This is a genomic window from Gilliamella sp. B3023 (assembly GCF_026536845.1).
In the GTDB taxonomy this organism is placed as follows: domain Bacteria; phylum Pseudomonadota; class Gammaproteobacteria; order Enterobacterales; family Orbaceae; genus Gilliamella; species Gilliamella apicola_E.
Genome location: NZ_JAFNNH010000023.1, coordinates 1 through 20,592, shown reverse-complemented (window position 1 = coordinate 20,592; position 20,592 = coordinate 1). Strand labels below are relative to the sequence as shown.

Genomic DNA, 20,592 nt, shown 5'->3' with positions numbered 1-20,592 from the left:
GTCGCTTTTTATTTTGAGTCTTTTCGAGTAAGTAGTATACTCATCGGCTAAAATGGATTGAGATCAATTAATACAGTTTTATTATCTTTCTTTGATTTAAAATCAATTGGATAGGAATGATTTGTGATAATATTAAAAATATTAAAATTTTGCCTTAAACTTATAATCGGTTTAGTACTTTGTGGCTTAGTGATTGGTATCGCTGGCTACAGTTATTATTCTAAAGATCTGCCAGATGTAGCGACTTTAAAAGATGTTCGCTTGCAAACCCCAATGCAAGTATTAAGTAAAGATGGTGAACTAATCGCTATTTTTGGTGAACGTCGCCGAATTCCTCTAAAATATGATGAAATCCCACCGATTGTCGTTAATGCTGTTATAGCTACCGAAGATGCACGTTTCCATGAGCATTTTGGGATTGATCCTATCGGTATTGTGCGTGCAATGTATATCGGGTTGAAGGATAAGAGCTTTTCACAAGGTGGTAGTACTATCACTCAACAAGTGGCGAAAAACTTCTTTTTAACACCAGAAAAAAGTATTTCTCGTAAAGTAAAAGAGATGATTATTGCAATTCGTATGGAGCGAGAATTATCTAAAGACGAGATAATGGCGTTATATCTTAATATGATCAACTTTGGTTCGCGTGCTTATGGTGTGGCAGCTGCTTCATATACTTTCTTTGGTAAAACGCCAGATCAGTTAACTATCGATGAAGCGGCACTACTAGCTGGTTTACCTAATGCGCCTTCTGCCTATAATCCAATTTCCCACCCAGAAAAAGCATTAACAAGACGTAATTGGGTTTTAGGTCGTATGCTAGATCAAAATTATATTACTCAAGCGCAATATGATGAAGCGACTAAGAAGCCTTTAAATGCAAGTTATCATACGCCAAAAATTGAATTTTCTGCGCCATATGTTGCTGAAATGGCAAGACAGTTTATGTTCGATAAATTTGGTGAGAACGCTTATACCGATGGCTATAAAGTTTATACCACCATATCTAAGACAGATCAGGTGGCAGCAACAGAATCAATACAAAAGCATATTATTGATTATGATATGCGACATGGCTATCGTGGGCCTGAAAAAGTGTTATGGCAAAATAATGAGCCGGCCCTGAGTGACGAGAAAATTCAAGAAGCTTTACATAAATATATTTGCTATAGCGGGATGTGCCCAGCCGTGGTTCTAGAATCATCTGATAAGGAAGCAAAAGCAGTATTATCCGATAAAAGTAATATTACTATTGCCTTTCAAGATATGAAATGGGCGCGAAAATTTATCAGTGATAATCAACAAGGTGCCTCGCCGAGAAAGGTTAATGATACTTTAAAACCAGGTCAGCTGATTTGGGTTAAAAAATCTGGTGAGAATTGGGCATTAGCGCAAATTCCAGCAGTTAACGCTGCACTGGTTTCTCTTGATTCTGATAATGGTGCAATTAAGGCGATTGTTGGTGGTTATGATTTCAATTTAAGTAAATTTAATCGTGCAACACAAGCTTTACGTCAACTAGGTTCTAATATAAAACCATTTGTGTATACGGCTACGTTAGAGAAAGGGCTAACGATGGCGACGCTACTTAATGATGCGCCGATCGTTCGTACAACAGGTAGTGTGACTTGGCGTCCAAAAAATTCACCGCCTACTTATGCTGGTCCATTAAGAATGCGAATTGGTTTAGGGATGTCTAAAAATGTGATGATGGTACGTGCATTACGCGCAATCGGTATCGATTATGCTGCCACGTATTTAGAACGTTTTGGATTCCCAAAAGAGAATATTTCACATAATGAATCACTTGCTTTAGGTTCAGCTTCATTTACGCCATTGCAGGTTGCACGTGCTTATTCCGTTATTGTTAATGGTGGGTATTTAATTACGCCTTACTTGATCGAAAAAATTGAATATGACAATGATAGTGGCGTAATTTATCAGCATCAACCATTGATTGCTTGTCATAACTGTAAAGATGAAGTGGTAAAATTTGATTCTGTTTTAGTATCGTTAGATAACGTTGAAAACGAATCAAATGAGACGGGTAGTGAAGAGCCTGAAGAGGCAAATCTTAAAACAGAAGATAATTTAATCTTACCTAATATTAATAAAGACAATAAAACCACTGATGTGACACCTAAATATGCACCACACACCGTTGATAGTGGTATTGCATATATTATGAAAGATGGACTAAGAACAATTGTTTTTGGCGGTTCTGATTGGCAAGGTACTGCTTGGCGTGTAAAAGCATTAGGTCGTAAGGATGTTGGTGGTAAAACGGGTACTACTAACCAATCGAAAGACGTTTGGTTTTCTGGATTCGGTGGTAACATTGTTACCTCGGTCTGGATGGGGTTTGATGACCACCGACGCGCTTTAGGTCGAACTTTCCGCGCTGAAGCCGGTGCAGTTACCGCTAACCCTATTTGGGTTGACTATATGAAAGTTGCTCTTAAAGATGTACCTGAAAAACAAGATGTAAAACCGGATAATGTTATTTCTGTTACTATCGATCAGCGAACCGGTATGTTGCCAGGTTCTGGAGCGAGAACGATGTCAGAATACTTTATCAAGGGAACCGAGCCAACTACCTATGGATCGCAAGAAGTTGGTACCAGCGTGAAGGATTCACAAGGTAATACGCAAGAACTATTCTAAGTAAGGTTTTTATATGAATGGTTCTATAAGAATTATTGGTGGAAAATGGCGCGGAAGAAAGTTGTCAGTGCTTGATAAACAAGGCTTGCGACCAACCACAGATAGAGTAAAAGAGACTTTGTATAACTGGCTAATGCCAGTTATACAAAATAGTGTTTGTTTGGATTGTTTTTCTGGTAGTGGATCATTAGGTTTTGAAGCCGCATCACGCGGTGCTCAAAATGTCACATTATTAGAGAAAGATAAACAAGTTGCCAATCAGCTTAAGAAAAATAAGCAGTTGATTGCATGTGATAATGTCGAAATTTATTCGACAGATACTTTTCAATGGCTTGATAGACCAGCCCAAAGACAATTTGATATTGTATTTATCGATCCGCCTTTTCATTATTCTTTAATCGAGAAAACACTAGAGCTTCTTGAGAATAACCATTGGCTAAGTCCATCTGCTTATATTTATATTGAATCTGAGCTGGGGCATGATTTTAATATTCCATCAAATTGGTATTTGCATCGAGAGAAGACAGCAGGGCAAGTTCATAGCTATTTATTTATACGAGAAGAGAGATAATGTTCATACTTTTAGGTAAACTAGTCTATTTATTTATATGGTTATTTTTATTATTTAATCTTGTTCATCCGTTTCCTAAACCAGCAAATATTCTCGCTTATATTGGATTGGTTGCTTTTACACTTATTCATGGATTACAAGCATGGATATTACAATCAACAATGGTTAATCAAGAAAAAGAACAGGATAAATTTAAAGCACTTAGATTTTTTATTTTTGGTGTTTTTGAAGCACTTAGCTGGAAAAACAAAAAATAAAGAATAAAATAGGTTGTCAGGTATAAATATTTTTGTATAATGCTCACCACTTCTTTCGAAGCGTTCAATATGCGGGAATAGCTCAGTTGGTAGAGCGCAACCTTGCCAAGGTTGAGGTCGCGAGTTCGAACCTCGTTTCCCGCTCCAATTTCATCTCTATACAAAGTTTAGCTGTTAACTTAGTTCCAACACGATTATTTTTTTCCTGATTAGAAACTATCAGTCGTTTTAAAACCTCCGCCACCTGTTGATGAGCTGGATGAAAACCCACTGTCACTTGATGAACTGTAAGATGACGAGGAGGAAGAACTCGAAGAGGAAGATGAGCTCGAATAGGAAGATGATGATGATGAGCGTGAAGAGGATGAAGAGAAAGAAGAAGATCTCCTTGATGATGAATCGTCACTCGCCCATCCTGAATTATGATTAGATGATTTTAATTCTCTCCTTATTGCTCTATACCCAAAAAGGGTTTGAACAACTGTTTCTGGAAAAATTTGATTGCTAAATAGCTGGTCTAATAAATCATTAAGCTTGAACGATGGTATGTTATATTCATAAATTGAGCTAGGAATATTGTTTTCCCTAAATAAATAGAATGTTTGTTCAAAACGATTATAAACATTGTCTAATTCGTTAAGCGTTTTTAATAACGAGGCCAGATATGCATCAATATCAAGTATTTGTTTATTTATCGCGACAATTTTTTCTAATAATTTATCATCTTCTGTTGATTTAGTTTGTAAAGTTAAATCATTAAGTTGACTTAAAGATTGTTTTTGTAACAGTTTAACTAATTGATTTGAAATTAGTTTAAACTGCGAATTATTGCCTTTTTGAAGTTCTTGTAAGGTATTTTCTGTATCTTGTTTCTGTTTTTTATAATGTGCTAAATCTTGCTCAGTTAGCGCTATTGTTTTTTTCAATTTAGATAAATTTAGGTTAGTATCAACCTCGCGTTCTTTCCGCTCTTTTGCTTTTAATGCTTGCTCATATGCTCGTTTTTTATTATTAAACCGTAACTGAGATTCTTTATATAAATCTTTAAGCATTTTATGATTTTTGAAATTTTCTGAAAAATTGATAAACCTTGCTACCCATGAGTCTAAATAACGAAATATTTTGAAGGCTTTATAATTTTTCTCTCCAAAGCGACGATTAATTAAATAATTGTAATAGTAATTTTGTTGATATTGTTTCAATTTGGTTGAAAATTCTTGTTGTGAACTTTTGAAGTTTTTTGTTTCTTTGGTTAGCTCGTCTTTAGTAATGTTATAATTATTTAATAGTGATAGATAATCTGCATCATTTTCAAGTTGTCGAATCTTTTCCGCGGTTAATTCATCTAATTTTAATAATGTTTCATCCATTTTTTGTTGGGAATCAGCAATAAAATGATCTAAATTACTGGATTTATTTTTTAAATTACAGTTTAAATCCTTTAACTGTTTGATGATTTTCTGAATTTCCAAATCGTTATTTTGGGGAGATTCTAATAGATAAATAGTCGCTATCTTTTGATAAATCTCTACTTGTTTATTTGTCAAATCAAGGATTTTTTGACGAGAGTTTTGCACCTCGTTATTAGTTTTCTCGATTGCACTAAAGATTTCCTGAAGTTTTATTTCAATACTTCGTTCAATATTGCTAGATTGCATATTTACCACTCTAAAATCCTACCTGTTTTAACTGTATTAGGACAGTTAAATTCTAGACGACCAATTGGTTTTTTACATAATTTATTTTCATCAATATGCCCATCGGCAATTTTATCTTTTTTAACCTTATTAAATTCTTTTTGAGAAACCTGCTGACCAAACATATCTACGAGTTTCGTTTCACCTGTTTCAATACTGGTTACCCATAGCGGTGTTGCTATTCCGGATGATGTCGTTGGTGTGACAATCACATACCAAGATTTACCGTTTGTTTTTTCGTGGGTGCGCTCAACTCCTGATTTATAATTAGGTTTGTCAACAATAGTAAGTGTCAAATTAGTTTGAGCTAGATTGAAATAATAAGACATCATTTGTTGATAATTTTCAAACTTATCAAAGTTGAGATTTTTTAGGTCAGCTTGTAAATCACTTTGTAAAGCAATAACAGGTACCATATCCGACTTCGGAACTTTTAGGGCTAATAATTTCTGATTATCAATCTGAATTTTATTTATAATGGTTTTTGCTCGTTCTGTGGAATTGTAAAGTGTTTCAATTTGATTGAAATCGATAACTCTTTGTCCTTGATTAAGATTATCAAGAACGGTATCGACTGCATTTTGTAGTACGTGATACTCTTTGCTTGTTTTTATAAACTCATCATCATCTATTAAATTAGCTAGCCGCTTATCATCTTCCAATAATTTTTTTAATATATTTAATTGAGTTCTAATATCCGACAATTTAGTGGTTACTGAGTCATTAATTTGCTTAAATTGTTTAACTAAACTATTTTCATCATCTGTAATAAAAGCCCCGTTAATGGTTGGCTTGGTGACTGTGGGAATAATTTTCTGGCTAAGTAGATTAGAAATTGAGGTCTTTAAATTTTTTACTGGAATCTGCGCATAATGAACAGAAGTTTTATCAATTTGCTTAAACTCGTTGCGTAATTCTGTTAATGAATCTTCCGACGCTAATATTTGACTATAGTAACTATCAATTTCTTGTCTAACGTCTCTTGTATAGATTAAATTATTAAAAAAGATTAAGGCTAAAATAAATAAGAATATGCTAAAAAGGCTAAATATTAACTTTCTTTTGATATAACAACGAACTAGAAAATGTTGAAACCAAGGACGTTTAGGTGCAACAAACCGTAACCGATTATCAAACCAAAGATCTATTCCTTCATCAACGATTTTATCGTCCACAATTTGACCTTTGGCTTCATAGAAGGTTTTAATGTTTTCTTTTAAATTAGCTCGTAATCCTTCGCGGTCAAGGTGCTCAAGTAGTAATTGTTGTTTTTGATATAATTCATCAATTATTGCCATTGCACCTAGTTGGTCACTAAGTTTAACATCCTGCATTAACCATCAACCTTCAAGATAATATTATTAAAGCGCTGTTTTCCATCTTCCACTATACGATCGATTTCTTTAGCATTATCAATCGATTCATTTCTTAGCTCTGTAATTAATTGTTGGCTTGATTCTTGATAATTGACAATGGCTTCAACTAATGCACGTAAAGAATCAGCTTTAATCGTCGAACCATAACCAGCTCTTAAACCTTCTTCAAGTTGCTTATTAGCTGAAGTAGCAATACTTTCAATGCCTTTATTCATACCATCTTTCATTGCTTCTAGTGTTTTAGTGCTTTCACTCAAACCTGTCAATGAAGTTATAGAAGCGCTTAATGCAGTAAATACAATTTCGTTGGTTGAAAAAAAGCTTACACTTTGTTGGTAGACACGCTCTTTTATGGAGGTTGTTTGTTGCAATCTTGCAAATACTGCTTCGGCAGAATTATAAGAAACGGTTAAATTATTGGCGAGATCTAAGATGATTTGATAACGGCTATCTTCTTGTTGTACATTGCGTAGAGCTTCGTCTCTAGCAAGTTCTAATCGTCCTCGAGCGACATGATCATCACCTGTAAAATTATCAACTTGAGCAATAGCGTCGGTTAATTTTTGTTTGCGTTCTTCAAGACGATCTGTCGCAATTTGCAGTACTTCTTCAGCAACGATTTGAGCTTGTTTTAGTCCAAAACGAAAATCTTGGTAGGCGTTTAAAATAATATGTTCACGCTCGACTTGATTACTTGTTTCTTTTGAAACATCTAAATAGGTTTTTTTTATTAAACTAAAACGATCAGGAATAGAACCACGTTGAAATGTCATCCAACCCATTTTAATTTTTTCCAAAAGATCTAACTTTCCGTCATCTAACCAACCAAGCATTTTTTCCATATCGGTACGAATACTATCAAAATGCTTGACAATATTAGAATAGCGATCAGAAACATGTACGCCATCAATTTGTTCCCGGACTACTTCATTAAATGCGCTTTGTTGTTGCAAAGTGTGAGCAATGGCGATAATACGATTTTTATCAATTTCAGCAACATTATCCAATAACTTTAAAATTGGCGCATCAGCCTGAGGTTTAACCATGATGCCGATTTTATTCAACAACTGTACTGCTCTATCTACATATGAAACTATTTGACTAGACATGTTTAATATTCCTTTAACTATTGTTCCTTAGTTAATTAAGAAAACTAAAAAGATTATATATCACTAAAAAAGTTATCACAAATTAGGATTAATTAGTTGTGAAATATAAATTTTAATTAAACTGTGATAAAAAACTAAGCTAAAGATGAACAAGGTAATAATATCCAAATTATTGAATATACCTAGATTTGACTTCCTCCTAGTTCTATAGGCCTAGAAGGAGGTCCATTTTAATTTCATTTGCATCTTTTTTATAATTTTGCTAACTTTTCCTGCCAGTATTCTTGATATTGTGGTAGGCGTTTTTGTGCAGTTTGGTACACCTGTTTTAGTTCAGTAGTATCGAGTTTTCTTTCCAGTCTCTCCATGGCATAATCTAGTTTTTTCTGCTGCATATATGCCATAAACAGTAGTGAGGCATCATACACTTCACCCATATCCGGCGTAATTTTTTCAAGCTGTTTGATTGCCCGATAATTATCATCCTTATAAATCCCGGCTCTTAAAGCTTCATCCAAATAGATTATACCGGGCTTGGATTTATCAATATTTGGGATTCCTTTGGGACTATCGAAGTAATAGTGTTGTTTTCGCAGTGCGAGTAATTTTTCTTTATCAGGCGCTTGTTTGTTCATTGCAACAGCAATCTTAGCAAAATCCATTACACCGTAAATTAGCTGAGCTTGGTTTTTACCATAAATTCCCATACCCACTTGATAGGGGGTGCCACTAAAATCAATCACTATTTTTTTTCCAAAGCAATACGCCTGTTCTGCACCCCAAATAATAGTAGAGTCGGGATTTATTTTATTCTGCACTTTATAAAATTGGATAATAGCATCGAAAATGTAGGGATTCGTTATCGTTAATGGTGCAAAAATAATTGCTCTCCATGGGGAATCATAAGTATATAATTCATCGAGATCAAAACCGCGTTTTTTAGCTTGCAATGGTGTAATGACACAAGGTGGATTTTCAATAAAATCTTGCTCATCGATGATTAACGGTTCGGAATCGCTTTTTGGTTTAGGTGAGATGTTATAAAAAATTGGTTGACTGCTAACTTCTCCTTCATCCTTAAGAGCTTCTAAAGCTAAATCATGAAAATCTGCATATATCAGTTTTTCTTGCGGATCAGTCGCATTATTAAATAATTTTTTTAACTTTTTAAGACTATCATTAGGTTCACCAAAAAGATATTCTACTAAATAAGTCAATTTACAATATGGGTTTTTGGGCTCGTTACTTCTGTAATAATCCGTCAGACTAGCTAAATTTTGCGGAATTTTATAAAATTGACTGGATAATTCAGACATATGTTGACCTTGAGTTAATTGCAATAGCGCAATCGCAACCGCAGTTTCGGGCGTAATACCCCAATATTTTTCCAGAACAATACCAAAATTACCTGCCAAATATTCATGGTCACCATCGGTTTCAAGTGCAAATTTAATAGCCAAATCCATATGTTTCACATCCGTCATTGCCAGGGCAATAGCAGCAAATGCCCCGGCGACTGAATTATATTCATCTTGTAAATCAAAACTACAATCAAATTCATACATGGTTAAGTCAACAAACTCTCTTATTTTATCATGTAAACTTTCGTACATGGCTGCTTTGCGGAAAAAGACATGTGAACAACAGGCGATTCCTCCTGCCCCTAGCTCTAATTCTTCAAAGTCTTCATATTCTTCAACGTATTTAGCGAATTCAGAATAGTATTCAGGCTTGGCAACAAAATAAATATGAAGCCAATGCCCCTCAAATATTTTTGAATAACCTTTTGCCATTAAGTTATTTAAATAATCAAGCGCATCGGAATATGCCTGTTCGCTTTCTTGTTTAAAGCGTAAATAAATTTCTCCGTCAGTTGGCATGGCTCTGGCGATAATAGTGTCAGTTTCACAAAAAACATCAGTTTCAGTAAAAGTATCATAAAAACGTTCGGTTTCTGATTGATTGTCTGAATCGTCTTTTTTTCCTGGCTTGCTATCTCTAATGCCCAGCTTATCCCACGCTTGTTTTTGTAGTATTGCTGGTTCATATCCTTTATCAACTAAGTCTTGAATATGTATATCAGCATATTTAAATCCAAAATTTTCCCATTCAAACTGTAAATCAACTAAACGCCATTTGTTATAATCAAAATCGCAGTATTTATCTAACAAAGAACGTCCCTTCGATTCAGCCTCTTTTTCACCCGAATAAAGATATTTTTTTAATAATGCTAAAATTCTATCGGTATCATAATTATCAATAATGCCATTGAAGGCAAAATATTCCTCAACCGTGTTAGTTAGCAAATCTGCATGATATTCTTCTGATTGCTCCAGATATTTTAGGTCGCTTTCAAGCTCAAGTATCTTTGTTTGTCGGTAGGTTTGTTCTATTGGTGTTTCGATAAGAATATTATCCGGTTGACAAAGACTAATTCTGAAATATTTACTAGTCATATCAGCAAAAAAACCATCATCCAGCATTTTTTGAAGTTTTTCGGTAAGTAGTGAAACTAAATATTGATTATTTATCTCAACACCATAAATACTCGCATTATATTCTAGCTCATTTATACTTTCTGAATAATAGCGTTTGGAATTTCGTTCATTGAATAAAGCATATATTTCCAGCGTTTTATAATCAAAGGTGATATTAAAGCCACAAACATTTTCAGGGAATTTGTTAGCTGGAATATTTTTTTCATCTTCTGCCTGAGTAGTATCAAAAATGCTCTGTAATGCGTTAACTATTTTATCCACCATTTGTATCGGATAATCGGTAAAATATTGTTCAGCCAGACGATGGATTGATTCGACGTGAGTCTTGTTGTGGTCATAAATATATTTCATCACGCCTTGGGCAAAGATGCCTACAAATTTATTTTCTGGATCTCTAATTTTCAAAAGATAAGTAATGCAATCAAAATGCATAGGTGAGATGTTCTTCATAAGTTTTGAAAAAATGAGTTGAAGCATCTCTCTGATAAAAATTTGAAATTTAAGATCATTTGGACTTAATGCTTTTAATTGTTCAAATGTCGCTTCGATATCGAATTGCTCACCTTGCTTTATATAGTTTTGTAACAATATTTTTAAGTTATCAAATTCTTGTTCTTGTTGTGTTTTGGTTAAAGTGCCTTCTTTGATCGGGTTATTAATATTTTTTGTTAGTTGTTGAACGGGAGGAACTTTACGTAACTCTTCTAAATCAAATGGATTCGGTTGACCTTCACCAACCCATTCGTCGAGGTAAAACCATGGTTTTTCTTTACCGTCATCAATCACATCTTTGGGTGGTGTGGGTTTGGGGTGGTTTTTCGGTTTTGGGGCATCGGGCATTTTGATGATTGTTTTTTCTGTACAGGTTGATTGTTCAAGCGCTGGTGGGATCGCTTTTTCCTGATAGCCTTTTTTGATTTTCGATCTGATCAGTTTGTTGGCTTCTTTTTCCGCATCGGCAGGCGATGAAAACGTTTTAACTTGTGTTTGTCCTTTTGTTCCTATCTTACCAAATACGATTGTTAGGGATTCGTCTTGTTGGGTGATATACCAAAATTTATTCGATAATGTATCCTTAAACTCCAGATAATACTTCATTTCCTATATTCCTAATTATAATTCTATGTCAGTTCTTATAAATAAATTGAAAAGTAATTAATATAACTTTTTAGTTTATAAAATTTTGATTATAAAAACGACCATTATGTGTGTGTTGATTTAGTAAAACCGAGATGAATAATTTTATTACTATAAATTATGTTATTGACTAATTTTTAACAATAATTTTCTATAATTGCTTTCGAATTAGAATATTGCTTAGCAGTTTTTTAAGAAACTTTACATTATTATATGTAAATTTTTATAATTTTATTGTTGTTTTTAATGGTATATGGTACAACTAGCAATTGATAGTTCATTTATTTGAAAGGTTAATTCCTTAATATTTCTGAACTATCAATACTTTTCTTTTTTCCATCTTAAATATTTAAAAATGATTTTGAGCTTTGTTTTTCAATAAAGTAATAATTGTTTTATCTATCAACATGTTATCCAAGTTATTTAAAAAATAAATCCAGTATTTATTTTGAAATGTAAGGATCACATTATTCAAGAGTTTCATTAATTAAGTTTTTCATGTTTTTAAATTAAAAATTGGATTATAACCAATAAAAGATTTAGTGAGATAAAATATGAATAAAATAAATAAGTTAATTTTGAATTCACAATATGCTGTTAGTAATTCAAGGAAAGGAAAATTTAAAGGTAAAGCATCTCTAATCAAATTTATTACTACAACGAGCATAACTTTAGCAATGACAAATCCAAGCTTTGCTCAGTGTATTACTAGCGATCCAAATAATCAGGCTTGTACCGGTGATGTAAATAATCCCAACGGTAATGGGTATGAAAATACAAATTCTTCTGATATTTTCTCTTTTGTCCAATCTGATGGATCTATTACAGGTAGTAAAAATGGGGTAGAAATTAATTACCATGGCAATGGTATTTTGAGCATCAATACATTAGCGAAAGTTTTTGGTAACGGAGGGGATGGAATTAATGCTCAAAATAGTAGCAATTCACAAGATATCAAAATAACACAATTAGTGAGTGGTGAAACGAGAGGGAGTAAATCGGGCATAGAGGCTACTAATAATGGTAAAGGTTTAACCATTATTAATACAGCTGGAATAATCTCTGGTAATCAGGATAACGGTATATCAGTGCTCAATGGGACTCAATCTACCGATTTAACTATTAATCAATCAAGAGGCAGTATTGAAGGGCATAATCGTGGAATAAGTGCTGAAAATCAAGGTAATGGTATCTCTGAAATCATTGTTTCCGGTAATGTGAATGGATTGAGTAGTGAAGGTATATTTGTAAAAAATAGCACTAATAGCAAGAATATTACAATTAATCAATATGATGGTAGTACGGTTAGTGGGCAAAGTTATGGTTTGGCCGCTTATAATAATGGTAAGGAACAAACTGATATCACCATTGCTGGTTATGTTGAAGGTCGTAATAATGATGCAATTTATTCAGAGTCGTCAAGTACAACATCAGATGTCTTTTTAACGCAAATGGCTGATTCTCAAATTAAAGGTCATAATAACGGTATTAATATTCTTAATAATGGTAATGGATTTAGTGATTTAATCATTTCTGGTTCGGTAACAGGTGAGCAAATTGATGGTATTGTTGCTAAAAATCTTTCAGATACATCAACTGCTATGTCTTTGAGACAGTTAGGCGGTAGTATTTATGGTCATGTGAATGGTGTGAATTTATTGAATAATGGTAATGGTGATACCACTATCTCAACTAAAAATAATATTCAGGGTGATCAACAAGATGGTATTGTAGTTGTAAATGGAACTAGTTCTAGTAATATAAAATTAAATCAGATATCAGGTACGATTAAAGGTCATAATAATGGCATAAATATCACTAATAATGGTAAAAAGTCGACGATCATTTCAACTTCTGGTGTTGTTGAAGGTGCTCAAAACGATGGAATTAGGGCAATCAATAACAATTCGACAACCTCTAATATGAGCGTTATTCAGTCAAATGGCACAATTCATGGAAATCTTAATGGCATAAATGTAACGAATAATGGACAGGGCTATACGTCAATTCAAACAGCTAAAAATATTATTGGTGATCAAAATGATGGTATTGTGGTTACTAACGGTAATACATCAAGTGATTTAACGATAATCCAATCAGCAGGTAGTATTGCTGGCAAACTTCGTGGCATTAATTTAACCAATAATGGAAAAGGGAATACAAATGTTAATCTTAGTGGCTCAGTAACAGGCGATATTAATGAAGGCGTTGTAGTTCAAAATGGTACGCAATCAAGTCACTTAAATTTAATTCAGATAGCAGGAAAAATCAAAGGTTTATTAAATGCGGTTAATTTAGTTAACAATGGTGTCGGTTCAACAAGTGTCAAAACTTCAGGCGATTTAGAGAGTGTTCAACAACATGGTTTGTTCGTTTTAAATAATAGTACAGCCAATAATCTTAATATTGAACAATTTGGAGGTACGATTACAGGTAATTATAATGGACTTAATGTAACCAATAAAGGAAGTGGAACGACTGAAATAAAAATTGCAGGTAAGGTTTTTGGTAATAATTCTGATGGCATTTTTGTGCTTAATGATGTTGCGGCACAGAACTTAATTGTTTCTTTGAACGACTCAGGTTTTGTTAAGGGCCATAATAAAGGACTCAATTTAACAAATAAAGGAAATGGTGAAACAAAAATTCTCTTAAATGGCAACATTGAAGCTGATCAAGATGATGCTATTTATGCTATAAATGAAAATAATGCTACTAACTTGACTGTTCAACAATTAGCAACCAGTAGCCTTAATGGTTTAAGAAATGGCATAGAATTAGAGAATACAGGATCTGGTTCTACAACTATTACTACTTATGGAACGGTTAGTGGTGAACAACAAGCTGGTATAGTTATTAATAATCGTGGTACAAGCACTGATGTTAATGTTAAACAAAATTCTGGAACAATTTTTGGTAAAAATAATGGAATAACAATCAATAACAGTGGTACTGGCTCAACGGTTATTGATATCTATGATACGGTTTATGCGAATGGGACCGATGTAAACAATAATTTAGATGCGGGTATCTATACAACGGGTAAATCAGACACAACAACTAATATTAACCTTAATGATGGTGCTAATGTTTATTCTGTTCTTGGTACTGCAATAAGAAATGATGTGACCAATTCTATTGTTAATTTAAATAGTGGTTCTAAAGTAAGTGGTAAAATATTACTAGGAACAGGTGATGATACGCTTAATATCAATCAAGGCTCTGATATTTCAGATTTAACCATGATTGATGGTGGACGTAAAAATATTCGAGCTAGTTCATCGAATGAAATGGATGTTCTTAATTTTAGTACCCATCTAGTTGGATCTTCTGATTCAGTAGGTATTCGTGGTGATGTAGCGATTCTTAACTGGGAAAATATCAATGTTGGTTCAAACGGAAGGTTATCATTAACTGGTAACTTAAATACCGATAAGCTTACTCTAAATTCAAATGCTATTTTAGATTTTGTTCCAAGGATACATCAAGCTTCGGTAAGTGGCGATGTTTATAATAGTGGTACTATTGCGCTGAATAATAATTTTACTGGAGATCATCTAACTATAACCGGTAATTATATTGGTAATAATGGTCAGCTTTTGCTTGATACAGTATTGCAAGATAGTAGTAGCTCAACTGATAAGTTGTTTATTGGAGGGAATGCTTCCGGAAATACATTGGTTAAAATAACCAATATTGGTGGATTAGGTGCAGATACTGGCAAAACGAATGGTATTGAAATTGTCAATGTTAATGGTGTAAGTTCGAACGATGCATTTAATTTAGAAGGATCACATTTAGATGTGGGCGCTTATGAATACTATTTACATAAAGGCGATATTAATCAACAAAATAATAACTGGTACTTACGTTCTAGTAAACCTACTGAACCAACTAATCCAATTAATCCGACGAATCCAACCAATCCAACAAACCCAACAAACCCAACAAACCCAACAAACCCAACAAACCCAACAAACCCAGAGCAACCTGTTAATCCAGTGTCTCCGAATAAGGTTGCTTATCGTAAAGAAGTACCAATGTTTGCTGGGGTAGCGGCACAATTACGTCAGGCTGATTTAATTATGCAAGCAAATATGCATCAACGTATTGGTAATACTTTACTACCAGACTCAAAAATTAGTTGGGGACGAATAATCGCTGAGCGCACAGATATAAAACAAAATGGCATAGCTGATACACATAGCAAAGGGAATTATACTGGTTTCCAAATAGGTAGCGATATCTGGAAAGAAGAAGATAGCTATTGGCGTGTAGGTGGTTACTTCGGTTATTTACATGGTAGTTTAGATGTTGATGGTTTTGCCAGTAGTATGAAAGGATATGTAGGAAAAAATCGCTCAAATAGTTATTTCTTAGGTCTCTATGGTAACTATATGGATGAGAATGGGGCTTACTTAGATTTGGTGTTCCAAGGGGGGCGTCATAAAGTAGACATTAAACCAAATTATAATAAAAATAGTAAACAAAAGGGAAAAGGATTAAGTGCTTCCGCGGAAGTCGGTAAACCATTTGATTTAAATTATTATGATTGGCGAATTGAACCTCAGTTTCAAATTATTCACCAATGGATGAATCTTAATAATAGTCATATAAGTGGTAATACCACCGTCAAACAAAGTCATAATGATTCATGGCTTTTCCGAGTGGGTGCTAGACTTGAAAATCATTTCCAGTCAGAGTTAGGAACGTTTCGTCCTTATACTCGTTTAAATTTATACTATTCGCCCGATGGTTCAGATCGTATAAGATTTGATTGTTCCAGAGTCTCAACTAAATTTAATAGTGGTGCTGGTTATACAAGTACGGAATTGGCTATTGGTGGTAGTTATGAATTTAATAATCAAATTAGTGCTTATACTGAGATTGGTCATACTTGGTCCAATAGTGGAGATGCAAACGTTAAGTCGCCAATTAATGGCTCTTTAGGAATAAGAGCTAATTGGTAACACGAGTAATAAACTAAGTTGTTTATCTTCCTGACCGATACTTTTAATAGAAAGTATCGGTTTTTTTCTTTATTCATTTAAAATAATTAATCTTAATAATTAATCTAAGTCATATAAAAAATAGTTATCATAATAATTTTTTTATAGTTTTAAGATTTATTTATGGTAATGTTTTTGCATTGTTTTGTTATATAAGGAAGTTCCATGACTCATTCAACCAATCCTTTGGTGCGTTTTTATTTTAAAGTAGGGCTTATTCCTCAAATTGTTTTGGGTTTGCTCTTAGGTATAACATTAGCAGCAATTTCTAAAGACGTTGCGTTAAATATGTCTTTTATTGGCTCGCTTTTTATTAATGCCTTAAAATCAGTCGCGCCAATTTTGGTACTTATTTTAGTTATTGCGTCAATATCTAATCACCAACGTGGTAAACGCGCTAATATGGGTAAACTTTTTGCCCTATATTTTTCGGGAATGATGTTGGCCGCTTTGTTAGCAACTATTGCTAGTTTCATCTTCCCTTCTGATATTTCATTAGGTGATGCTGCTGATCAGAGTAAATTAACACCTCCAGGTAGTATTATTGAAGTATTAAAAACTCTGCTAAATAAAATGATAGACAATCCAGTTAATGCGCTTGTTAATGCTAACTATATTGGGCTCATTGTTTGGGGAGTCGGAATTGGGATTGCATTAAGACACTCAAGTGAAACAACCAAAACGATGATGAGCGATCTTTCTTTAGCAATTTCATTCATTGTAAAAATCATTATTCGTTTTGCTCCATTAGGGGTTTTTGGTTTGGTTGCTTCAACACTTGCAGAAACAGGATTTGGTGAATTACTTAAGTATGCTCATCTATTAGTTGTATTAGTGTCTTGTATGTTAATTGTGGCATTGATTATTAATCCATTATTAGCTTATATTGTAATGCGTAAAAATCCGTATCCATTGGTTTTTACCTCATTAAAAGATAGTGCTATTCCTGCTTTCTTTACTCGTAGCTCAGCAGCAAATATTCCAGTTAATATCGAAATTTGTAAAAAATTAAAAATGGATGAAGATACTTATTCTGTCGCCGTACCACTGGGCGCAGCAATTAATATGTCAGGAGCGGCAATTACTATCACTATTTTAACGTTAGCTACCGTAAATTCTTTGCATATAGACGTTGATATTCTTTCTGCAGTGTTACTTTGTATTGTGACGAGTATATGTGCTTGTGGTGCATCAGGAATCGCAGGTGGTTCATTACTGCTTATTCCTGTCGCTTGTAGTATGTTTGGAATACCTAACGAAATTTCAGCTAAAGTTATTGGTATCGGTATAGCTATTGGTGTTATTCAAGATTCGGTTGAAACTGCGCTTAATTCATCAAGTGATGTTGTATTTATTGGTGCAGTATCAGAAAAAGTAAAACGTAATGAAACAAAATAGTTTTTTGATATTTAGAAATTAGTTTGTACTTACTTTAATAGCCTGATAAATAATAAATTTATCAGGCTTTTTTACAATTAAAAAGGTTTAATCACAAGGCCAATTATTGCATTTAGTGATATGACTATTTATCATAATTTAAAGCTCAATCATTGATATTCACCTAATATGTTGGAACTCTATGTCAATTAATCAAAATACTTTTGCAATAACACCTACAAGAATAGGTAATACAAAAAAAGGTAATGAGACAAGATCTGCCTTGATTCGTAGTGGAGTAGAGTTGATGACTACTTATGGGTATATTTCATCAAACATTGAAAGAATCTTAAAGCAGGTAGGAGTCCCCAAAGGTTCTTTTTATCATTACTTTAAAAGTAAGGAAGACTTTGGAATAGCAATTATAGCTAGCTATGACAGTTTTTTTACTCATAAATTAAATAAGCATTTAACCAATTCATCGATTGGTTCAGCTATTGATCGAATTTTAGCTTTTTATGAAGATGCAAAGCAAGGTATGGCAAAATATGATTTTAATCGAGGTTGCCTAATCGGTGAATTGATACAAGAAGAATCGTTATTACCGGATGGGTATGCACAAATACTTGAACAAATTTTACAAAATTGGCAAGCCAAACTTGAAAAATGCTTACTACTGGCACAACAATCTGGAGAATTAAGTTCACAAGCCAACTGCAAAGCACTTGCAGAATTTTTTTGGATTGGTTGGGAAGGTGCAGTAACTCGAAGCAAATTAATAAAAAAATCACAACCTTTAGATCTGTTTATGCAACTTTTTTTTGATAAAATCATCAATTAATATCAAAAGTTAATTTTGATTTATTTACCAATGCCGTCTTATTTTACAAACGCCATCTTATTTTACAAACACAATAACGACCATCAAAAGACACTTTGCATTATTTCGATTGCCTATCTTTAGGCAATATGATACAAATAAAAACGAATTGTCGAATTAGCTAGTTAAGCAAAAATCGATAATTTCAATAGTTAATCTTTCCACCCTGTACTTTGTGACACCATTTTATTTGTATTCATAAATGTCTTTAAATAATGTTTTTAATTTTTCAATAGGTTATTTTTTGTCTTCTTAAATGAAGGATCAGTTTTCATTTGGTTAATCTCTAACAGCATCTTCAATTAAAAGCTATATTTTACATAAATAGAATCATCTCTGATTAAGTGAGAGGAAATAATGAACAAAGTCTATAAGCTTATCTGGAATGCAGTTCGTCAAAGTTATGTTCCGACTTCGGAAAAAACTCAATCAAAAGGTAAAAGTTTTTCGGTTAATTTGCTGACAGTCGTTAGTTTAACTTCTGTGTTAACATCTAACAGCTATGCAAATGACACAGCCAACGATTTAAAAAATGACATACCTATTCAAAAGAGCATCATCAATCAATCATTAAACTTGTCATACAATGACAAATATCAACAAAATTTTATTAATCAACGTGTCGGTATCAGTCCCTTTGCTACCACAAAAATCATTACAATATCAAACGACATTGAAAACGCAAGTGATGGATACGACTTATCAACTGATACCAACACTACTGATCTCACCTTTAACCAAGCTGCTGGCTCAATAACCGGTCAAAATAGTGGTGTAAACATTTCTCACGGCGGTATTGGTTCAAGTAATATCATGCTGTCAGGTGTCATAACAGGAAAATCGGATAATGGACTTGTCGTAAAAAACACTGATACTACAAAAGATTTAAAAGTCACACAAATGGCTAACAGTACTATTCAAGGCAAAAATAATGGTATTGAAGTCGAAAATAAAGGTAATGGAACCACAACACTCACCACATCTGGACAGGTTGTCGGTGAGCAATCTAACGGAATACAAGCTAATAATGATAAGAATTCAAAGGATCTTAAAGTTATACAACTAGTAGGTAGTATATCTGGCGGCGCCAACGGAATTTATGCAAACAATAGCGGGCTTGGATCGACAAGTGTCACAACCTCTGGCGAAGTCATTGGCGCCCACAATGAAGGAATTTACGTACATAACGATAAAACCGCCAAAGATATAAACGTTACACAAATGAAGGGCAGTAGTATCAAAGGATACTCAAATGGTGCAAGTATTATTAACGACGGTATAGGCTCAACCTTGGTTAATGCGTCTGGAAATATTGAAGGCCAAACCACAAATGGAATGTTTATCATTAACTATGAACAAACAGAAGATCTCACCGTCGATCAAATAGAAGGCACTATTCATGGTAGTACCAACGGCATTAACATGAATAATTATGGTCGTGGTTCAACACTTGTCACGACCTCTGGTAATGTTATTGGTGATCAAGATGACGGGCTATTCAGCACCAATGATACCAACGCTCATGATCTTACTCTCAATCAATTAGCAGGAAAAATTCAAGGTAAGAGAAATGGCATCAATATGGCGAATAATGGTAAAGGTTCAACCTATATCACCACATTAGGTGAAATTATTGGTACTGAAAATGATGGGCTCTATTCCATTAACGGCAATAGCAGTCAAGATCTAATTGTACATCAATCAGGCGGTACTGTGCATGGTAAACTTAATGGTATCAATCTTGCCAATCATGGAAACGGATCAACCACCATCAATTCCGTTGGTGATGTCATTGGCGATCAGAATGATGGTATGTATGTGGCTAATGATGCCAACACACAAGATCTAACCATTAAACAAAACAGCGGAAAAATCAATGGTAATTTAAATGGCATTAATCTTGCAAATAAAGGGAAAGGCTCAACATTTATCACAACTAAAGGAACTGTGATAGGCAACCTAAGTGATGGCATGTATGCAATTAATGAAAATACCACTCAAAACCTTATCGTAGAAC

The 20,592-nt window shown here is 33.7% G+C and carries 11 protein-coding genes and 1 tRNA gene; 8 read left to right on the top strand and 4 right to left on the bottom strand.

Annotated features, from left to right (window positions below):
• Positions 1 to 123: 123 nt before the first annotated feature.
• The 4 genes from J3U16_RS11125 (at position 124) to J3U16_RS11110 (ending at position 3,639) form a co-directional block, all read left to right on the top strand.
• On the top strand, positions 124 to 2,664 hold the full coding sequence (locus tag J3U16_RS11125) for a PBP1A family penicillin-binding protein (RefSeq protein WP_324169880.1): 2,541 nt from the start codon (positions 124 to 126) through the stop codon (positions 2,662 to 2,664).
• A 13-nt stretch (positions 2,665 to 2,677) separates the two neighbouring features.
• Positions 2,678 to 3,235, top strand: a complete 558-nt coding sequence (rsmD, locus tag J3U16_RS11120; protein WP_065563095.1) for a 16S rRNA (guanine(966)-N(2))-methyltransferase RsmD — start codon at positions 2,678 to 2,680, stop codon at positions 3,233 to 3,235.
• On the top strand, positions 3,235 to 3,492 hold the full coding sequence (locus tag J3U16_RS11115; protein WP_065563094.1) for a DUF1145 domain-containing protein: 258 nt from the start codon (positions 3,235 to 3,237) through the stop codon (positions 3,490 to 3,492). The genes rsmD and J3U16_RS11115 overlap by 1 nt, the downstream gene beginning before the upstream one ends.
• Before the next feature lie 71 nt (positions 3,493 to 3,563).
• A tRNA-Gly gene (locus tag J3U16_RS11110) sits at positions 3,564 to 3,639 on the top strand.
• A 62-nt stretch (positions 3,640 to 3,701) separates the two neighbouring features.
• On the opposite strand, the gene J3U16_RS11105 is transcribed toward J3U16_RS11110, so the two are convergent.
• The 4 genes from J3U16_RS11105 to J3U16_RS11090 form a co-directional block, all read right to left on the bottom strand.
• Complete coding sequence (locus J3U16_RS11105; protein WP_267343080.1) at positions 3,702 to 5,159, bottom strand: hypothetical protein; 1,458 nt, start codon at positions 5,157 to 5,159, stop codon at positions 3,702 to 3,704.
• On the bottom strand, positions 5,153 to 6,523 hold the full coding sequence (locus tag J3U16_RS11100; protein ID WP_267343079.1) for a DUF6384 family protein: 1,371 nt from the start codon (positions 6,521 to 6,523) through the stop codon (positions 5,153 to 5,155). Before J3U16_RS11100 ends, J3U16_RS11105 begins: the two co-directional genes overlap by 7 nt.
• Positions 6,523 to 7,674: a hypothetical protein gene (locus tag J3U16_RS11095; RefSeq protein ID WP_267330167.1), complete on the bottom strand. Its 1,152-nt coding sequence runs from the start codon at positions 7,672 to 7,674 to the stop codon at positions 6,523 to 6,525. The genes J3U16_RS11100 and J3U16_RS11095 overlap by 1 nt, the downstream gene beginning before the upstream one ends.
• A 251-nt stretch (positions 7,675 to 7,925) precedes the next feature.
• Positions 7,926 to 11,270 (bottom strand): DUF6138 family protein, encoded by a 3,345-nt coding sequence (locus tag J3U16_RS11090; RefSeq protein WP_267343078.1) that lies wholly within the window; start codon positions 11,268 to 11,270, stop codon positions 7,926 to 7,928.
• Positions 11,271 to 11,863: 593 nt separating this feature from the next.
• Between J3U16_RS11090 and J3U16_RS11085 the strand changes: the two genes are divergently transcribed.
• The 4 genes from J3U16_RS11085 to J3U16_RS11070 form a co-directional block, all read left to right on the top strand.
• Entirely contained in the window at positions 11,864 to 16,279 is a 4,416-nt protein-coding gene (locus J3U16_RS11085; protein WP_267343077.1) for an autotransporter outer membrane beta-barrel domain-containing protein, read from the top strand.
• Positions 16,280 to 16,483: 204 nt separating this feature from the next.
• Positions 16,484 to 17,716, top strand: a complete 1,233-nt coding sequence (sstT, locus tag J3U16_RS11080) for a serine/threonine transporter SstT (RefSeq protein ID WP_267330171.1) — start codon at positions 16,484 to 16,486, stop codon at positions 17,714 to 17,716.
• Positions 17,717 to 17,897: 181 nt separating this feature from the next.
• Positions 17,898 to 18,536 carry a TetR/AcrR family transcriptional regulator gene (locus J3U16_RS11075; protein WP_267330172.1) on the top strand — a complete coding sequence of 213 codons (639 nt, stop codon included), beginning with the start codon at positions 17,898 to 17,900 and terminating at the stop codon, positions 18,534 to 18,536.
• 396 nt (positions 18,537 to 18,932) lie between these two features.
• Positions 18,933 to 20,592, top strand: a 1,660-nt coding sequence (locus tag J3U16_RS11070) for an ESPR domain-containing protein (protein WP_267343076.1), incomplete at its 3' end; no start/stop codon positions are given.